We start from the raw sequence: 16,425 nt of genomic DNA, 5'->3' as shown, positions 1-16,425 counted from the left end.
TGTGGCGTTGGAACGTCCGCCGCGGCGGCGGAGACGGGCCGAACGGTCAGCCCTGCCTCGCCTTGAAGCGGCGATTGGTCTTGTTGATCACATAGACCCGGCCCTTGCGCCGCACCAGGCGGTTGTTGCGGTGGCGCCCGCGCAGGGATTTCAATGAGTTACGGACTTTCATGATGCGCTCTGAATGCGTGTTCGCGGGCGGTTCTAGAGGCGCCACCCTCCCCTGTCAACGCGCGGACAGGCCGTGGTTACCGTGACCGGACTGATTTATGGTCTGCGGCGGGGAGAAACAAGCAATGCAACGCAGTACCGACCGCTTTCTGACCACCCATACCGGCAGCCTGCCGCGCCCGGACGATCTGATCCGGGTCATGTATGCCAAGGAGGAAGGGGTTCCCGTCGAGCCGGCCGCCCTGGCCGCCCGGATCGCCGCCGCCGTCGCCGAGGTGGTGCGCAAGCAGGCCGCCGCCGGCGTCGACCTCATCAACGACGGCGAGATGTCGAAGCCCTCCTATGCCACGTATATAAAGGACAGGCTCGACGGCTTCGGCGGCACCGGCAACACCTTCGTCTATCAGGATGTGCACGAGTTCCCGCGGCTGGAGCAGAAGGTGTTCGGCGATCCCGGCCGCTCGCGCCGCAAGACCCCGGCCTGCAACGGCCCGATCAGCGTCCGCGACCGCGTCTCGGCGCAGGTCGACGCCGACAACCTCAAGGCTGCGCTGTCGGGCGTGAAAGCCGTCGGAGGCTTCATGAGCGCTGCGTCGCCTGGCGTCGTGTCGCTGTTCTTCCGCAACGACTACTACAAGGACTTCGAGAGCTACATCTACGCCATCGCCGACGCGATGCGCGACGAATACGAGACCATCGCCAAGGCCGGCTTCGTGGTGCAGATCGACTGCCCCGACCTCGCGATGGGCCGCCACATCCAATATGCCGACCTCGACCTCGCCGGCTTCCGCAAGCGCGCGCAATTGCATGTCGAGGCGCTCAATCACGCGGTTAAGGGCATCCCCGTGGAGCAACTGCGCATGCACCTGTGCTGGGGCAATTACGAAGGCCCGCACCATTACGACGTGCCGCTGGCCGACATCATCGACATCGTGTTCAAGGCCAAACCCTGCGCCATCTCGCTGGAAGCGGCCAATCCGCGGCACGCGCACGAGTTCACCGTGTTCGAAAAGGTGAAGCTGCCGGACGGCAAGGTGCTGATCCCCGGGGTGATCGAATCGAAATCGAATTTCATCGAGCATCCCGAGGTGATCGCGCAGCGCATCTCGCGCTACGCAAAGCTGGTCGGACGCGAGAACGTCATCGCCGGCTCCGACTGCGGCTACGGCACCTGGGTCGGCCAGGCGGCGGTCGATCCGGACGTCGTCTTCGCCAAGCTCAAGGCGATGGCGGAAGGCGCGGCCATCGCCAGCAAACAGTTCTGGTGAGGCGCGGACGATGGGACGGCTGCAGGGCTGGCTGATCGCGTTCATCTGCATGGTGATCGTCGTCGCCGCGAGCTACGCGTTCGTCGACCGCCCGGTCGCGTTCTATGCGCACGCGCACCTGACGCAATACGGTGTCTTCGACCTGCTGACCCGCATCTCCGAATATCTGGCCATCGCCGCGGTCATCGTCTTCGTCGTTGCCGGGCTGCGCAGCCTCGTCATCGCGCAATGGGCAAGATGGCAAGCCACGCTGCTTTTGTGCGCCATCAGCCTGACCGCCGCGGAAAGCGTGAAGGACGAACTGAAGTTCTTCTTCGGCCGCACCTGGCCGGAGACCTGGGTCAACAACAATCCGTCGCTGATCGGCAACGGCACGTTCGGCTTCAATTTCTTCCACGGCGGTGCCGGCTACGCCTCGTTCCCGTCCGGCCACACCACAGCGGTCTGCGCGGTCACGGCGGTGCTGTGGTTCGCCTATCCGAGACTGCGGCCGCTCTGGGGGCTGGCGGTGCTTGCCGTCGTGGTCGGCCTGATCGGCGCCGACTACCATTTCGTCAGCGACATCGTCGCCGGCGGCTTCCTCGGCGCCTCGGCCGGATGGATGACGGTGTTGATCGCCGACCGCGGCACCCTGCCGCGGCTGGGCAAGCCCGAAATCCTGCCACCGACCAATTGACCTTCATCAAGACCTTCGCGCTCGCTTTCGCGGAAATTCCGCCTGGCGCTTCGCCTGTAAAACCCGGGCGCGAACAGGAATGCCGGTGGATAGCACACGACCCGGACTGAAAATCCGCTTCGTCAAGTCGACGAGCGCCGTGCCGCATTCGACCGATGCAGTCCGGCTCGACGGCGTGCCCGCACAATCGATGCCTTGGGAGATCAGGCAATGAGCCTGACACTGCGCTTTTGCGGCGCCGCGCGAACTGTCACCGGTTCGTGTCATCTCTTCGAGATGCCTGGCGCGCGCGTCCTCGTTGACTGTGGCCTCTTCCAGGGACCAAAGACGCTCAAGGAACTCAACTACGGCGCGTTTCCGTTCCGCCCCGCCGATATCGACGCGGTCCTGCTGACCCACGCTCACATCGACCACAGCGGCCTGTTGCCCAAGCTGGTGCGTGATGGCTTCCGCGGCCGCATTTACGCCACGCAGGGCACCATCGACCTGTGTTCATTCATGCTGCCCGACAGCGGCAGCATCCAGGAATCGGAAGTGGCGGCGCTCAACCGGCGCAACGTCCACCGCGGCCGCGCGGAAGTGACGCCGATCTACACGCAGCGCGATGCCATCGCGACGCAGGAGTTCTTCCGGCCCGTCGTCTACGAGACCTGGGTCGAGGTGCTGCCAGGCCTGCGCGTGCGTTACTGGAACGCCGGGCATTTGCTCGGCTCGGCGTCGATCGAAATGGAATTTGCCGACGCACAGGCCGGGAACGGTCCGCTGCGCATTCTCGCCTCCGGCGACATCGGTCCGGACGCCAAATTGTTGCAAAGTGATCCTGAGGGGCCGACCGGACTTGATTACATCCTGTGCGAGGCGACCTATGGCGGCACAGACCGTGCGCCGGTCACCGCCGAGAGCCGGCGCAGCCACCTTGCCGCCGAGATAAAAGCAGCGCAGGCCGCGGGCGGCGCGCTGCTCATCCCGGCCTTCGCGGTCGAGCGGACGCAGGAACTGATCGTCGACCTCGTCAGGCTCATGACCAACGGCGATGTCGCCGCCGCGCCGCTCTTTCTTGATTCCCCCTTGGCAATCCGGGCGACGGAGGTGTTCCGCCGCTACGCGTCGGAGCTCGGTCCCCATGTGGGCAATCTGCTCTCCTCGTCGCTGCTGCACGCGACCGAAAGCGTCGAGGACAGCAAGAGCATTGCCAGGTTCGAGGGCTTCCATGTCATCATCGCCGCCAGCGGCATGTGTGACGCTGGGCGCATCCGCCACCATCTCAAGCAATGGCTGTGGCGGCCGAATGCGACGGTCCTGCTCACCGGCTTTCAGGCGCGCGGGACGCTCGGACGTTTCATCGAGGAGGGCGCACAGTCGGTCCGCATTCAGGGCGAGGAAATCAAGGTGCGCGCCCGCATCCGTCGCATCGACGACTATTCCGGCCATGCCGACGGCCCTGAGCTGGCGCGCTGGGTCGCCGCCCGCCGTCCGATCCGCCGCGGCGTTTTCCTGGTGCATGGCGAAGAGCCGGCGCTGCGCGCGATGGAGGAACGCATCGCCGAGCGCACGGTGCCCGCCGCCGCCGTGTTCACACCGCTACTCGACGACGTCTACGAGCTCGCCACGCGCGCGCCGACACCGCTCGACGTCACGCACCGGCGGCGCCTTGCGCCGGAAGCGGTGGTCAACCTCGACTGGCACAATGATATGTCGCGGCTCATCCTCGATATCAACGACGCCATGGAGGCGGCAGCCGACGACCGCGCGCGCGGCGTCGTCATCCGCAGGCTGCGGCGAGCGCTGGAAGCCGAATAGTGTGCGGGCTCAAGCCGCGGCCGCGCTACGGCTATGCTTCAAAAGCTTGCGCAGCTCGGCCAGCGGCCGCGTGTTGATTACGTCCGCCGCCGTCAGCCAGCCGCGTCGCGCCTGATCGACGCCATAGCGGATGTACTGGAACGCATTGACCGAGTGCGCGTCGGTCGAGATCGCGATCTTCACGCCCTTGGCGCGCGCCATATGCGCGTGGAGATCGTTGAGGTCGAGCCGGTCCGGCTCGGCGTTGATCTCGAGCGAGCAGTCGTATTCGCGCGCGGCCGAGGTGATGCGGTCCATGTCGACGTCGTAGGGCTCGCGCGTCCCGATCAGCCGCCCGGTCGGATGGCCGATGATCGAGACGTAGGGATTGCGCATCGCGCGCACGATGCGCTCGGTCTGCGCCTCGCGCGGCAGGTCGAAGAACGAATGCACCGAGGCGATGACGACGTCGAGCTCCGCCAAGGTCGTATCCGGCAGGTCGAGCCGGCCGTCCTTGAGGATGTCGACCTCGATGCCCTTGAGGATGGTGAAGCTCTTGAATTTGGCGTCGAGCTTGTCGATCTCGCGGGCTTGCTTCGCCACCTTGCCCGGATCGAGTCCGTGCGACATCGCCTGACGCTGCGAGTGATCGGTGAGCGCCATGTAGGCGTAGCCGCGCGCCTGCGCGCCCGCCGCCATTTCGGCGATGGATGCGGTTCCATCGGTCCAGTCGGAATGGACATGCAGGTCGCCGCGGATGTCGTCGACGGTCACGAGCTTCGGCAGCGCACCGGATTTCGCCAACGCCACCTCGCCGCGATCCTCGCGCATCTCGGCCGGGATATAAGCGAGGCCGAGCTTGTCGTAGATCTCTTCCTCGGTCGCGCCGGCGATGCGGCGGCGGCCGGAGAACAGGCCGTATTCGTTGAGCTTCCAATTGCGCGCATTGGCGAGGCCGCGCAGCGCGATGTTGTGTGCCTTGGAGCCGGTGAAATAGAGCAGAGCCGCGCCATAGCTCTTCTCCGGCACGGCGCGGATGTCGACCTGGATGCCCGAACGCAGCACCACGGCTGTGCGTGTCGCGCCGTGCGCCAGCACCTCTGCGACATTGTCGTAGGTGACGAGCTTGTCGCCGACTGCCCGCGCATCGTCCGACGCGACGAGGAGATCGAGGTCGCCGACCGTATCACGCCGGCGCCGGTAACTGCCGGCCACGACGACGCGGCCCTTGTCGCGCAGGAAGGCAACCAGCGCCTCGGCTTCGGCCTCCGCCACCGACAGGCGGAAGCGCTTTTCCGCCTTCGGCTTTTCCAGCGCGGCCAGGAGCTTCTTCTCGATCACCGGGCCGAAGCCGTGCAGGCCGTGCAACCTGCCGCCCTGGATCGCCTTGCGCAGATCGTCGAGCGTGCGCACCTTCGCCTTGTCATAGAGCAGCTTGATGCGTTTCGGCCCGAGGCCGGGCAGCGCCGCCATGTCGCCGAGTTGGCCGGGTAGCTTCTTCTTCAGTTGCTCGAGCAGATCAAAACGGCCGCTCTCAACGATGTCGGCGATCTTGCCGGCAAGGTCCTTGCCGATGCCGGGCAGCTCCGAAAGATCCTCATCACGCGCCAGCATAGCGCGCGCGCTCTCCGGCAGGCCTTCGATTGTGCGCGCGGCGCGGCGATAGGCGCGCACGCGGAACTGGTTCTCGCCCTGGATCTCGAGGAGATCGGCGGCCTGGTCGAACATCGCCGCGATTTCAGCATTCTGGACGGGCATTGCACCGGACCCAATGGCACAACTCCGTTCGTAGCCCGGATCCTGCAAACCGCCTTGACGCAGATCATGCCGGCGCGCGCGGGCGATCGACGAAGACGCCGACCGCCCTGCCGGTCGTTAGTCATGCTTCGGGATGTGGGCCGTTTCGATCAGGTTCGACCACTTCGCGATGTCGCCCTTCATGCGCGCCTGCAGTTGATCCGGCGTACTGCCGTGCATCTGCATGCCGAGCCGGGCACCGGTGGCCTGCACGTCCGGCGCCTCCAGCGCCTTGCTGATCGCCGCGCTGAGCTTGTCGATGATCGGCTTCGGCACGCCGGCCGGCGCAGCGATGCCGTTCCAGCTTGATACGTCGAAGTTCGGCACGCCGCTTTCGGCGACCGTGGGCACGTCCTTAAGGAACGGCACACGCTGGCGCCCGGTGGTGGCAATCACGTCGATCTTGCCTCCGTCGAGCAGCCCGCGCAGCGGCGCGTAGGAATCCATGTCGATATCGACGTCACCGCGCAGCAGCGCATTGGCCGCCTCCGGCGAACTGCGGAAGGGCACGGCTGTGACTTTCACGCCGGAAACGACCTTCAACAGCTCGACCGCGAGGTTCTGCGTCGTGCCCGGGCTCAAGGTCGCGATGTTCAACTTGCCTGGATTGGCCTTGGCATACGCGATGACGTCCTTCATGGACTTGAACGGCGATCCTTTCCTCGTCACGACCAGGAAGTCGAAGCTGGCGACCGTGGAGATCGGCGCGAAATCCTTGAGCACATTGTACGGCACCGATTTGAACCAGGTGGTGTTGATCGCATAGCTGTTGCCGGTCAGCAGCAGCGTGTAGCCATCCGGCGCCGCCATGGTCGCGGCCTTGGCGGCGATGACGCCGGCCGCGCCGGGGCGGTTCTCGACCACGAAGGGTTTGCCGAGCTGGTCGGTCAGCTTCTGCGCCACGATGCGCATGCTGACGTCACCGATGGTGCCGGCGCCGTAGCCGATCACGAGTTGCACCGGACGGTTCGGATAGTCCTTGGCGTCCTGCGCACTGGCCGGCGCGCCTAGTCCCACGATCGCGATCACGGCCGCCGCGAACAGTTGCCGGGTGCCGGCCTTCATTGGCATGTGCATTCGATTCCTCCCTGTGTTTTTCGTTCGCTGCACCGCCGCTCAGGCGGCGCCCAGCTTTTCCTTCATCCAGTCGGCGGTGAGCGGCCGGAATTTGTAGCTGATGTTGAAGCAGACGTGATTGCCTTCTTCGTAGACCACATAATCGCAGGGCCCGGAAACGGTGTCCGCGAGCCGCCGTCCTTCTGCCGGCGAAATCAGCCGGTCGCCGGCGCCGAAGATGACGAGTGTCGGACATTTGATCTGCTGCGCCCTGCCCTCCAGTGTGATCGCGCGCGCGCGTTCATGCGCCTCCGCGATCGAGGAGGAATGGCTGCGGACGCGGAAGGTCTCCTGCGACACGGCTGGCATCTTCGGCAGCACGGCGCCCCAGTCGTACGGCCCGCAATTGGCGATGCAGGCCTTCAGCCGCGGCTCGCCCGCGGCGGCGAGCGGCGCATAGATCGCGCCCAGGCTCTGGCCGACAACACCGACGCGCGCGCCGTCGACATCGTCGCGCTTGGCCAGCTCATCGATCACTGCGCCGAGCACGCCGCCCCATTCGTGCGTCGTCGGCAGATAGAACGAGGTCTCGCCCTGGCCGGGACCGTCGAGTGTCAGCGCGGCGACCCCGCGCTCGACGAAGGCGCTCGCCCAATGATGGAGTTCTTCCTTGCATGCATCCAGGCCGGGAAGGATGACCGCGACCGGCGCGCGTCCGCCGCCGGCCGGCTTGCGCAGCCACCCGGCCATGGCGACGCCGCGATAGGGAAAGAGCACGCGTTCGGCCGGCAGCGGCAACGCCGTCACGCCGGCCGTGTAGCAGCGCAGCATCGCCTTGTGCGCCTGCGCGAATTCGTCCGCATGGTCGGCAAACAGGTGCTTGCCGTAGTGATAGTAGATGGCGGCCCGCACATAGGCTTCCGCCGCGGTGAGATGCCGGCCTTGCCGTTTCGCTTCGTGCGCCAGTTGCTCGTGCCGTTCGCCGAAGGCCGACCAGCCTTTGCACCAGCCGTCCCAGCGGTCGATTTCCGTCATCAGCTTGCGCAGGTCGTTGGGATCGACTCCGGTCGCCTCGTAGCGCGGGATGAAATGCGAGAAGATCAGATCGACCTGCGGGTCGGACGCCATTGTGCTTTGCTCCACTGCCGGCGCGATCGAACATGCGAAACAACGCCAGCGCAAGGCGGGTCTCTCGAAAACGCTGATGAAATCGTTTATCGAGGTTCGACACGATCAAGCTGTCGCCCCGCATTCAACCCTCGATCACCATCATTATTCCCGTGCACAACCCTCTCCGCGTCATCACCTTCCCCGGCGTCCAGAATCTGCCCAGCTTCGCCGCCGAGGCCAACGGCTTCTACGAGCACCGTGGCCTCGCCGTCCAAACCGTCTTCACGCAAAGCTCGGAGCAGCAGCGCGAGGGGCTCGCCAGAGGCATCTACGACATCGCCCATTCGGCCATCGACAACGCCGTGTCGATGGTCGATACCGCCGGACAGGACATGGTGATCGTCATCGGGCTCGACCGCGGCTTCAACAAGCTCGTCGTGCAGCCGGAGATCGCCTCCTACGACGACCTGCGCGGCAAGACGCTCGGCGTCGATGCGCCCGATACCGCCTTCGCGCTGATCGCCTATGACATGCTGCGCCGGAAGGGACTGAAGCCCGGCGACTACAACGTGAAGCCGATTGGCGCCACGCGCTTCCGCCTGCAGGCGTTGAAGGAGCGCAGCATCGACGTCTCGATGATCAATCTGCCGTTCAATCTCTTTGCGCAGCAGGCCGGCCTGAAGGTGCTCGACAATCCGACTGACGTGATCGACGAGTACCAGTCCGCCGGCGGCTTCGTGCGGCGCGCCTGGGGCGAGGAGAACCGCGACACGCTGGTGCGCTATCTGGCGGCCTATATCGAAGGCCTGCGCTGGTCGCTACGGTCCGAGAACCGCGAGGCGGCCATCGCGCTGTTGCAGACGCGCATGGAACTGGCGCGTGACGTCGCCGAGGAGAGCTTCAACCAAATCGCTGACCCGCAGCGCGGCTTCACGAAGGATGCGCGCCTTTCGCATCCGGGCATGGTGACCGTGCTGAAACTGCGCGCCGGCTATACTGGCGCGCCCTTGGACAGCATCCCCGCGCCCGATAAATATCTCGATGAAAGCTACTACCGGGCCGCCTTGGCCATGCTCGGATGAAAACGCCGGATCAGCGAGGACCAACACCATGAGCCGCGAACGCCTGCCGCTGCCGCTGCAGACGAAGGACTTCCTCGATCCGCGCCGGGCTGCGCTGGTGATGTGGGACATGCAGAACGGGCTGGCCGGCCGCGCGCCACGCGTCGCGAGCATTCGCGACAATGCGCTGAAGCTGCTCGACGCCGCCGAGCGGCAGAAGATGCCGGTGATCTGGAGCCGTCATATCCTGCCGCCGCTGCACCTGACCACCGGGCCGTTCCTGCTGTTCTTGATGAAGAAGCAGAAGGTCGATTCCCCCGACAAGCTCGTGCCGACCATGCAGGCCGGCATGGAGGACACCAACTTCATCGACGGGCTCAAGCCGCTGCCGCATCACATCGTGCTGGAGAAGAGCCAGCCATCTCTGTTCGTCGACACGCCGCTCGATCTGCGACTGAAGACGCTCGGCGTCGACACCCTCGTCATCGGCGGCGTGGCGACCGACATCGGCATTGAGTTCACCTGCCGCCACGCCGCCGCGCTCGGCTACTTCACCGTCGTGGTCGAGGACGCGAGCGGCGCCTATTCTGACGCCGCCCACGAGCGCAGCCTGGCCTTCCTGCGCGGCTGGACCACGCCTGTGGTCGACACCGCCACCGCCTGCCGCACCCTGGCGGAGCCACGCTAGGCCCGTCGCCATCCGCTGCGCACACGGCAGTACCGCCTCCCGCTCGCCCTCTGTCGGCTTCCGCGCGCGCTGCCTATCTGGTTAGAGTGCATCCAAACGGAGCCCTTCATGCCGCCAGAGGCAATGCGCATCGAAACTGACGTTCTGGTGATCGGTTCCGGCGCCGCCGGCATGTACGCGGCGATCGAAGCGGCGCGGCACGGATCGCGCGTGCTGCTCGCCGACCGCAGCCTCATCGGCCGTGGCGGCGCTACCGTGATGGCGCAGATGACGGTCGCCGTGGCGCTCGGGTCCGAAACCGACGACGCGTCCGAGTATCACCTGCGCGACACGCTCGCCGCCGGCCGCGGCCTGTGCGATCCGGAGCTGTCCGCGCTGCTGTGCGAGGAAGGCCCCGACTGTATCCGCGAGATGGACGAATGGGGCGTCGGCTGGGCGCGCAAGGACGGCCGCATCACCCAGGCGATGGCGCCCGGCCACGACCGGCCGCGCTGCGTCTATGTCGATTTCCTCAACACCGGCCCCGCCGTGTCGAAGACATTGCGCACTGTCGTCAACAAAATGGACGGCGTGCAGCGCGCCGGCGATCTCTGCGTCGTCGACCTGCTCAAGCATGATGGCGCGGTGGTCGGCGCCGCTGCGCTGCATCTCGGCAGCGGCAAGCCGGTGCTGATCATGGCGAAGACGACGATCGTCGCCACCGGCGGCCTGACGCGGCTCTATGCGCGCAACAGCGCGTCATCGAACATGGGCGGCGACGGCTACGCGTTGGCGCTGCGTGCTGGCGCCTCGCTCATCGACATGGAATTCGTGCAGTTCTTCCCGATCGGGCATCTGGCGCCGCGGCTCATCGGCATGGACCCGATCATGTGGGACCCGTTCCGCTACAAGCTCGGCGGACGGCTGCTCAATAACCGCATGGAAGAATTCACCGACAACTACGGCGTGCACGAGAACGGCAAATACGTCATCACGCGCGACGCCGGCAGCTACGCCATCCTCAAGGAAGTGGAAGCCGGGCGCGGCTCGCCGCACGGCGGCGTCTATCTCAGCTTCCAGCACTGCTCGGAGAGCCAGCTGCGCGACGCCTTCGGCCCGGTGATCGATCGCCTGGCGGCGAACGGCATCGACCTGACGAAACAGCCGGTCGAAGTGGCTCCGATCGCGCATTATCATATGGGCGGCGTGAAGGTGGACCGCGCCATGCGCACCGACATTCCCGGCCTTCTCGCCGCCGGCGAGGCCGTCGGCGGCGCCAACGGCGCCAATCGCCTCTCCGGCAACGCCATCACGGAGGCCCTGGTGTTTGGTCGCCAGGCTGGCCGCACCGCGGCCGCGGCAAATGACAAGCCGGTGCCGGACCGCGCCGATAATGCCGAGGCCTTAATCGGGCTCATCGCCGCGAAGGACGCCGGCCGCGCCGTCAACACAGCCGAATTGCTGCAACGGCTGCAGACGACGATGCAGCGCGAGGCCGGCGCGCTGCGCAACGATGCGAGCCTGCGGCACGCCTTGAGCGATATCGAGGACATCGGGGGGGCGCTTGGCGCCGATCCGGCCGGCACAGCGCAGCCCTTCGACATGCAGCGGCTCGACTGGTTCGACCTGCGCAACATGCTGCTGGTCGCGCGCGTGGTCGCGGCGGCGGCGCTGCGCCGCACGGAGAGCCGCGGCGCGCAGCGGCGCGAGGATTATGCCGCGACCGATCCGGCGTGGGCGGTCAACCAGGTCGTTACTCTGGACGGCGAAGACCTCGCGATTGCAAATGCGCCGGCGGCGCGCGAAGCGGCGGTGGCCTGACATGCAGCAGTGCACGCTCACGATCTGGCGCGGCGCGGATGCCAGGTCCGGCCACTGGCAAAGCTTCGAGGTGCCGTTCGAGCCGGGGCAGTCGGTGCTCGACGGGCTGCGCTGGATCCGCGTCAACAAGGATCCGTCGCTCGCCATCCGCTTCTCCTGCATCAACGCCAATGCCTGCAAGGAATGCATGATCGAGCTCGACGGCAAGACCGTATACGCCTGCACGGCGCGCATGCAGCCGGGCGAACTGAAACTGCATCCCCTGTCGAACAAGAAGCTGGTGCGCGATCTCGTCACCGAGATCGCGCCGCCGGCTGAGCGTTTCGGCGCGCGCTGAGCGCGCCGCTCCGACGAGAACAAGTCCTGACGTGCGCCGGCGTACGCACAATCGCATTGAACGTCTGCGGCCACTTGCGCGTTGACTGCGCGGGCCACGTCAAAAAAATATGCGGTAACCGCCATGCAGCAGGCGCGGCGAATTACTCAGTACACTGATGGATTGACTCGCTGGTCGCAGGTTTCTATCTGTCGGGGGACGCGAGGGCGATGGCCCTCCAGGCATTTGTTGCAGTGCGGGAGAACTGGTGGTGGCCGAACTCGCCGAAACACGCACCGCGGACGGGACCCGGATCGTCTACCGGCTCCTCGGCCGTCCGCAGTCCGAGCGCCGCATCGCGCTGGTCCATTCGCTGGCGATGGATCACACCTTCTGGCTGCCGGTCGCCGAGCGGCTCGCCGCCGACGCGTCGGTCCTGGTCTATGACTGCCGTGGCCATGGCCAGTCGGGCAAGCCGCCCGGTCCCTACACGACGCCGCTTTTCGCCGCCGATCTTGCCAACCTGATGGACACGATCGGTTGGCCGTCAGCCACCGTCGCCGGCGCCTCCATGGGCGGCTGCGTGTCGCTCGCGTTCGGCGCACATTTTGCCAAGAGCACGCAGGCGCTCGGCCTGATCGACACCACGGCCTGGTACGGGCCCGATGCCCCCAAGGCGTGGGAGCAGCGCGCTCAGAAGGCCAAGGCCGAGGGCCTCAAAGGCCTCATCGACTTCCAGGTGACGCGCTGGTTCGGCGACGCCTTCCGCGAGCAGCACAAGGACGTCGTGCAGCATTGCATCGACGTCTTCCTGGCCAACGATCTTTCCGCCTATGCGGAAACTTGCCGCATGCTCGGCACCAACGATCTGCGCGCCGCCCTGCCCGGTATTTCCTGTCCGACAACCGTCATCGTCGGCGACGAGGATTACGCCGCGCCGCCGGCCATGGCCGAGGCGCTGCACGCCGGCATCCGCAACTCCCGCTACGTGCTCATCGAAAAGGCACGCCATCTGACGCCGCTCGAGGTTCCCGACCGCATTACCGATGAACTGAAGCGGCTCATCGCGAGCGCCACCGCATGAAGATCAGCGGCGAACTGACCGTGCCCGCGCCGCAGGCGGCCGTGTTCGAGGCCGTGCAGGACGCGCGCTTCTTCGCCTCCTGCATCGACGGCGTGCAGGAACTGACCGAGGTCGACCCGACGCATTACGACGCCGTGCTCGAGACCAAGGTCGCCTACATGAAATTCCGCTTCAAGCTGTCGGTCGAAGTGACACGCAAGGAGCCGCCCGATACGATCGAGGCGAAAGTCGAAGGCACGCCGCTCGGCATCGTCGGACGGATCACGGCAACCTCGGTGACCCGGCTGAGCCAGGTCGGCGACGAGACCAGGATCGCCTACGAAATCGATGCCGCCATCACCGGCAAGCTCGGCAGCCTGGGCCAGCCGGTGCTGAAGTCGAAGGCGAAGGACATGGAAAAGCAGTTCTCCAGCCGCCTGCGCGAGAAGTTCTCGCCCGCATCCTCCGGGGCCGCATCATGACACCATTCGAGATTGCCGAGCCGCACACCTTGCGCGAGGCCGTGTCGCTGCTCGATGCCGACGATCCCACCATCCGCCCGCTCGGCGGCGGCACCGCGCTGATGCTGATGATGAAGGCCGGCGTATTCGAGCCGGCCAAGCTCGTCAGCCTGCGCTCGGTCGAGCCGCGCTACTCGGAGATCAAGGTCGAAGGCGACGGCAGCATCCGTATCGGCGCCCTGACGCCGCTCGCCGCGCTGGAGCATTCGAAAGATATCGCAGACAAGCTGCCAGTCATCACCCGCACCATGCCGCTGCTCTCGAACGTGCGCGTGCGCAACGTCGCCACCGTCGGCGGCGCGCTGGCGCACGGCGATCCGCACATGGACCTGCCGCCGATCATGATCGCGCTCGGCGCCACCGTGATTGTCCTCGGACCGAAGGGCGAGCGCTCGATCCCGATGGGCGAGCTGATCACCGGCTATTACGAGACGCAGCTCGCCAAGAACGAGCTGATCAGCGAGGTCGTCGTTCCGCCGCAGGCGGGCAAACGGTCGGTCTACCTCAAGTGCACGACCCGCGCGGCGCATGACTGGCCGGCGCTCGGTGTCGCTGTCACCGTTGCCGGCGGCGCCGGCGGCGTCACCGACACCAACATTGTGGTCAGCGCCGCCACCGACCGCGCGATCCGCCTCGACAAGGCCAGCAAGTTGCTCAAGGGCCGACGTCCGGACGCGACGCTGCTCGGCGAGGCGGGCGAAGCGGCAGCTGCGGAAGTGGAGCCAATGGACGACTCGCAAGGCTCGGCCGCCTACAAACGCGAGCTCGTGCGCGTCTACGTCGAACGCGCGCTGCGACAGGCGCTGGAGATCGGAGGCACGGCCCAATGAACGACATGACCCCGGCCCGCGGCGGCGAAGTCGGCCGCTCTTTGCCCCGGCTCGAAGCTAGTGCGAAAGTCACCGGCCGCGTCGAATACGTGCACACGATGCGGCTGCCCGGCATGCTGGTCGCCAAGCTCGTGCGCTCCACCGTCGCGCACGGCCGCATCAAGTCGATCAACATCGACGAGGCGATGAAGGTGCCGGGCGTCGAGCGCATCGTCACCAGCGCCGACGTCTGCAAGATCATCCCGCATCCCTATTACGGGCCCGCCTTCCACGACCAACCGATCCTCGCCATCGACAAGGTCGTCTATGTTGGCGAGCCGGTCGCAGCCGTCATCGCGCGCGACCCGCACGTGGCCGAGCAGGCGGCGCGCCTGGTCGAAGTGGACTACGAGGAATTGCCGGCGATCTTCGACGAGGTCGAGGCCCAGACGTCCAAGATCATCGTGCACGACGAGCTCAAGCCGGCGGGCACCTTCCCCGACCTCAAGCACCTGCACGGTGTGCGTGACACCAACGTCGCGCTCGATTTCCATCTCGAGCACGGCGATTCCGACAAGGCCTTCAAGACCGCCGACCGCGTTTTCGAGCACACCTTCAAGACGCAACAGGTGTTGCACGTCCCGCTCGAGCCCTACGTCTCGATCGCCGAGACCGACGGCAAGCGCATGACCATTCACACCGCGTCGCAGAGCCCGTCCTTCGTGCGGCTTGAGATCGCGCGCCTGCTCGGCTGGGCGGAGAACCGCATCCGCGTCCGCGTGCCGTTCCTCGGCGGCGGCTTCGGCGGCAAGCTCTACATCAAGCTGGAAGCCTTGGTCGCTGTGCTGTCGCTGATGACCAAGCGGCCGGTGAAGATCTCGCTCACCATGGAAGAGCAGTTCTACACCTTGACCAAGCACGCGAGCACGTTCCGCATCAAGAGCGCGGTCGACAAGACCGGCAAGATCACCGCGCGCGAATGCGAGGTGTGGTGGAACGGCGGCGCCTATGCCGACATCGGCCCGCGCATCACGCAGAAATCCGGTTTCACCGCGCCCGGTCCCTACGACATAGACCACGTCAAGATCGACTCCTACGCGCTCTACACCAACTTGCCGCCGGCCGGCGCGCTGCGTGGCTTCGGCATCCCGCAGCTGGTATGGGCCTATGAGAGCCACACCGACCTGATCGCGCGCGGGATCGGCATGGACCCGGTCGAATTCCGCCGCAAGAACGTGCTCCGCGACGGCCGTCCGCAGGCGACCGGCACCGTGGTCAAGGACATGGGCGCCGAGGCCTGCCTCGAGCGCGCGGCCGAGCTCATCAACTGGAAAGCCCCGTTCGATCGTGGCACCGGCAAGATCCGCCGCGGCCGCGGCATCGCCATCGGCTTCAAGGCGTCGATCTCGCCGACCACGTCGATCGCGGTCGTGCACGTCGCAGCCGACGGCAGTTGCACGCTGTTCTGTGGCACCGTCGACATGGGCCAGGGTTCCGACACGGCGATGGCGCAGCTCGTCGCCGAGGTCCTCAACATCCCGACCGAGGCCGTGAACGTCGTCCACTCCGACACCGACGTGACGCCCTACGACATGGCGACCCTCGGCTCGCGCTCGACCTTCCACATGGGGCTGGCCGTCAAGAAGGCGGCCGAGGACGCCAAGGCCAAGCTCGAGGCGCTCGCCGCCGAGGTCGGGCTGCCTCCGGGCAGCAACGTGCCGATCCGCGAACTGTTCGAGCGCAAGTACAAGATGCAGGCCGGCACCATCGTCGGCACCGGCGACTTCATCCCCTCCTACGCGCCGCCAAACCACGACAACGGCCAGTCGGAGAACGTCACGCCGTTCTGGATGGTCGGTGCCACCGCGGTCGAGGTCGCCATCGACACCGAGACCGGGCACATGAAGATCGAGCGCATGATCAATGTCGCCGACGCCGGCCGCTCGATTAATCCGAAGATCGTGGAGACGCAGCTCTCCGGCGCCGCGGTGATGCAGCTCGGCTTCACCACGACCGAGAAGATGGAGTTCGAGGCGGGCCAGGTTACCAATGCCTCCTTCGCCGACTACAAGATCCCCGGCATTCTCGACCTGCCCGAGACCATGACCAATGTCATGGTCGAGGCCAACCAGCACAACGGCCCGTTCGGCGCCAAGGGCGTCGGCGAGTCCGGCACCTTCGGCGTGTCGCCGGCGATCGCCAACGCCGTCGAGGACGCGATCGGGGTGCGCATCACGTCGCTGCCGATCACGCCGGAGAAGATCTACCGCGCCATCCGCGCCGCCAACAACGATCCGCTCGAGGACTAGG

Annotated in this window: 15 protein-coding genes; 11 read left to right on the top strand and 4 right to left on the bottom strand. The window is 66.2% G+C overall.

Features of this window, described 5'->3' with window-relative positions:
• Nucleotides 1–46: 46 nt before the first annotated feature.
• Nucleotides 47–172: a type B 50S ribosomal protein L36 gene (gene ykgO, locus VGV41_RS16155; protein WP_115693537.1), complete on the bottom strand. Its 126-nt coding sequence runs from the start codon at nt 170–172 to the stop codon at nt 47–49.
• 124 nt (nt 173–296) lie between these two features.
• On the opposite strand from ykgO, the gene VGV41_RS16150 reads away from it, so the two are divergent.
• The 3 genes from VGV41_RS16150 to VGV41_RS16140 all read left to right on the top strand — a co-directional run bounded on the left by VGV41_RS16150 (nt 297) and on the right by VGV41_RS16140 (nt 3,915).
• Nucleotides 297–1,439, top strand: a complete 1,143-nt coding sequence (locus tag VGV41_RS16150; RefSeq protein WP_326864945.1) for a cobalamin-independent methionine synthase II family protein — start codon at nt 297–299, stop codon at nt 1,437–1,439.
• Nucleotides 1,440–1,449: 10 nt separating this feature from the next.
• A complete protein-coding gene (locus VGV41_RS16145; RefSeq protein ID WP_326864944.1) occupies nt 1,450–2,115 on the top strand; it encodes a phosphatase PAP2 family protein in 666 nt (221 codons plus the stop codon).
• 210 nt (nt 2,116–2,325) lie between these two features.
• On the top strand, nt 2,326–3,915 hold the full coding sequence (locus VGV41_RS16140) for an MBL fold metallo-hydrolase (protein ID WP_326864943.1): 1,590 nt from the start codon (nt 2,326–2,328) through the stop codon (nt 3,913–3,915).
• A gap of 9 nt (nt 3,916–3,924) precedes the next feature.
• Here VGV41_RS16140 and polX read toward each other — a convergent pair whose 3' ends face one another.
• From polX to VGV41_RS16125, 3 genes are all read right to left on the bottom strand, one after another.
• A complete protein-coding gene (gene polX, locus VGV41_RS16135) occupies nt 3,925–5,652 on the bottom strand; it encodes a DNA polymerase/3'-5' exonuclease PolX (RefSeq protein ID WP_326864942.1) in 1,728 nt (575 codons plus the stop codon).
• A gap of 117 nt (nt 5,653–5,769) precedes the next feature.
• The gene (locus tag VGV41_RS16130; RefSeq protein WP_326864941.1) at nt 5,770–6,768 is read right to left on the bottom strand and encodes a Bug family tripartite tricarboxylate transporter substrate binding protein; all 999 of its coding nucleotides are present in this window, start codon (nt 6,766–6,768) and stop codon (nt 5,770–5,772) included.
• 39 nt (nt 6,769–6,807) lie between these two features.
• Nucleotides 6,808–7,875: an alpha/beta hydrolase family protein gene (locus tag VGV41_RS16125; protein WP_326864940.1), complete on the bottom strand. Its 1,068-nt coding sequence runs from the start codon at nt 7,873–7,875 to the stop codon at nt 6,808–6,810.
• Between the two features lie 152 nt (nt 7,876–8,027).
• Between VGV41_RS16125 and VGV41_RS16120 the strand changes: the two genes are divergently transcribed.
• The 8 genes from VGV41_RS16120 (at nt 8,028) to VGV41_RS16085 (ending at nt 16,424) form a co-directional block, all read left to right on the top strand.
• Entirely contained in the window at nt 8,028–8,939 is a 912-nt protein-coding gene (locus VGV41_RS16120) for an ABC transporter substrate-binding protein (protein ID WP_326864939.1), read from the top strand.
• 28 nt (nt 8,940–8,967) lie between these two features.
• Complete coding sequence (locus VGV41_RS16115; RefSeq protein WP_326864938.1) at nt 8,968–9,606, top strand: isochorismatase family cysteine hydrolase; 639 nt, start codon at nt 8,968–8,970, stop codon at nt 9,604–9,606.
• Nucleotides 9,607–9,714: 108 nt separating this feature from the next.
• On the top strand, nt 9,715–11,406 hold the full coding sequence (locus tag VGV41_RS16110) for an FAD-binding protein (protein ID WP_326864937.1): 1,692 nt from the start codon (nt 9,715–9,717) through the stop codon (nt 11,404–11,406).
• A gap of 1 nt (nt 11,407) precedes the next feature.
• Nucleotides 11,408–11,743 (top strand): 2Fe-2S iron-sulfur cluster-binding protein, encoded by a 336-nt coding sequence (locus VGV41_RS16105; RefSeq protein WP_326864936.1) that lies wholly within the window; start codon nt 11,408–11,410, stop codon nt 11,741–11,743.
• A gap of 250 nt (nt 11,744–11,993) precedes the next feature.
• Complete coding sequence (locus VGV41_RS16100; RefSeq protein ID WP_326864935.1) at nt 11,994–12,806, top strand: alpha/beta hydrolase; 813 nt, start codon at nt 11,994–11,996, stop codon at nt 12,804–12,806.
• Nucleotides 12,803–13,267 (top strand): carbon monoxide dehydrogenase subunit G, encoded by a 465-nt coding sequence (locus tag VGV41_RS16095; protein WP_326864934.1) that lies wholly within the window; start codon nt 12,803–12,805, stop codon nt 13,265–13,267. The genes VGV41_RS16100 and VGV41_RS16095 overlap by 4 nt, the downstream gene beginning before the upstream one ends.
• Nucleotides 13,264–14,136: an FAD binding domain-containing protein gene (locus VGV41_RS16090; RefSeq protein ID WP_326864933.1), complete on the top strand. Its 873-nt coding sequence runs from the start codon at nt 13,264–13,266 to the stop codon at nt 14,134–14,136. The genes VGV41_RS16095 and VGV41_RS16090 overlap by 4 nt, the downstream gene beginning before the upstream one ends.
• Nucleotides 14,133–16,424 carry a xanthine dehydrogenase family protein molybdopterin-binding subunit gene (locus tag VGV41_RS16085; RefSeq protein ID WP_326864932.1) on the top strand — a complete coding sequence of 764 codons (2,292 nt, stop codon included), beginning with the start codon at nt 14,133–14,135 and terminating at the stop codon, nt 16,422–16,424. The genes VGV41_RS16090 and VGV41_RS16085 overlap by 4 nt, the downstream gene beginning before the upstream one ends.
• Nucleotide 16,425 lies beyond the last annotated feature (1 nt).

It is taken from the genome of Pseudolabrys sp. (genome assembly GCF_035943735.1).
Taxonomy (GTDB): domain Bacteria; phylum Pseudomonadota; class Alphaproteobacteria; order Rhizobiales; family Xanthobacteraceae; genus Pseudolabrys.
This window is presented reverse-complemented; position numbering and strand designations above follow the sequence as displayed.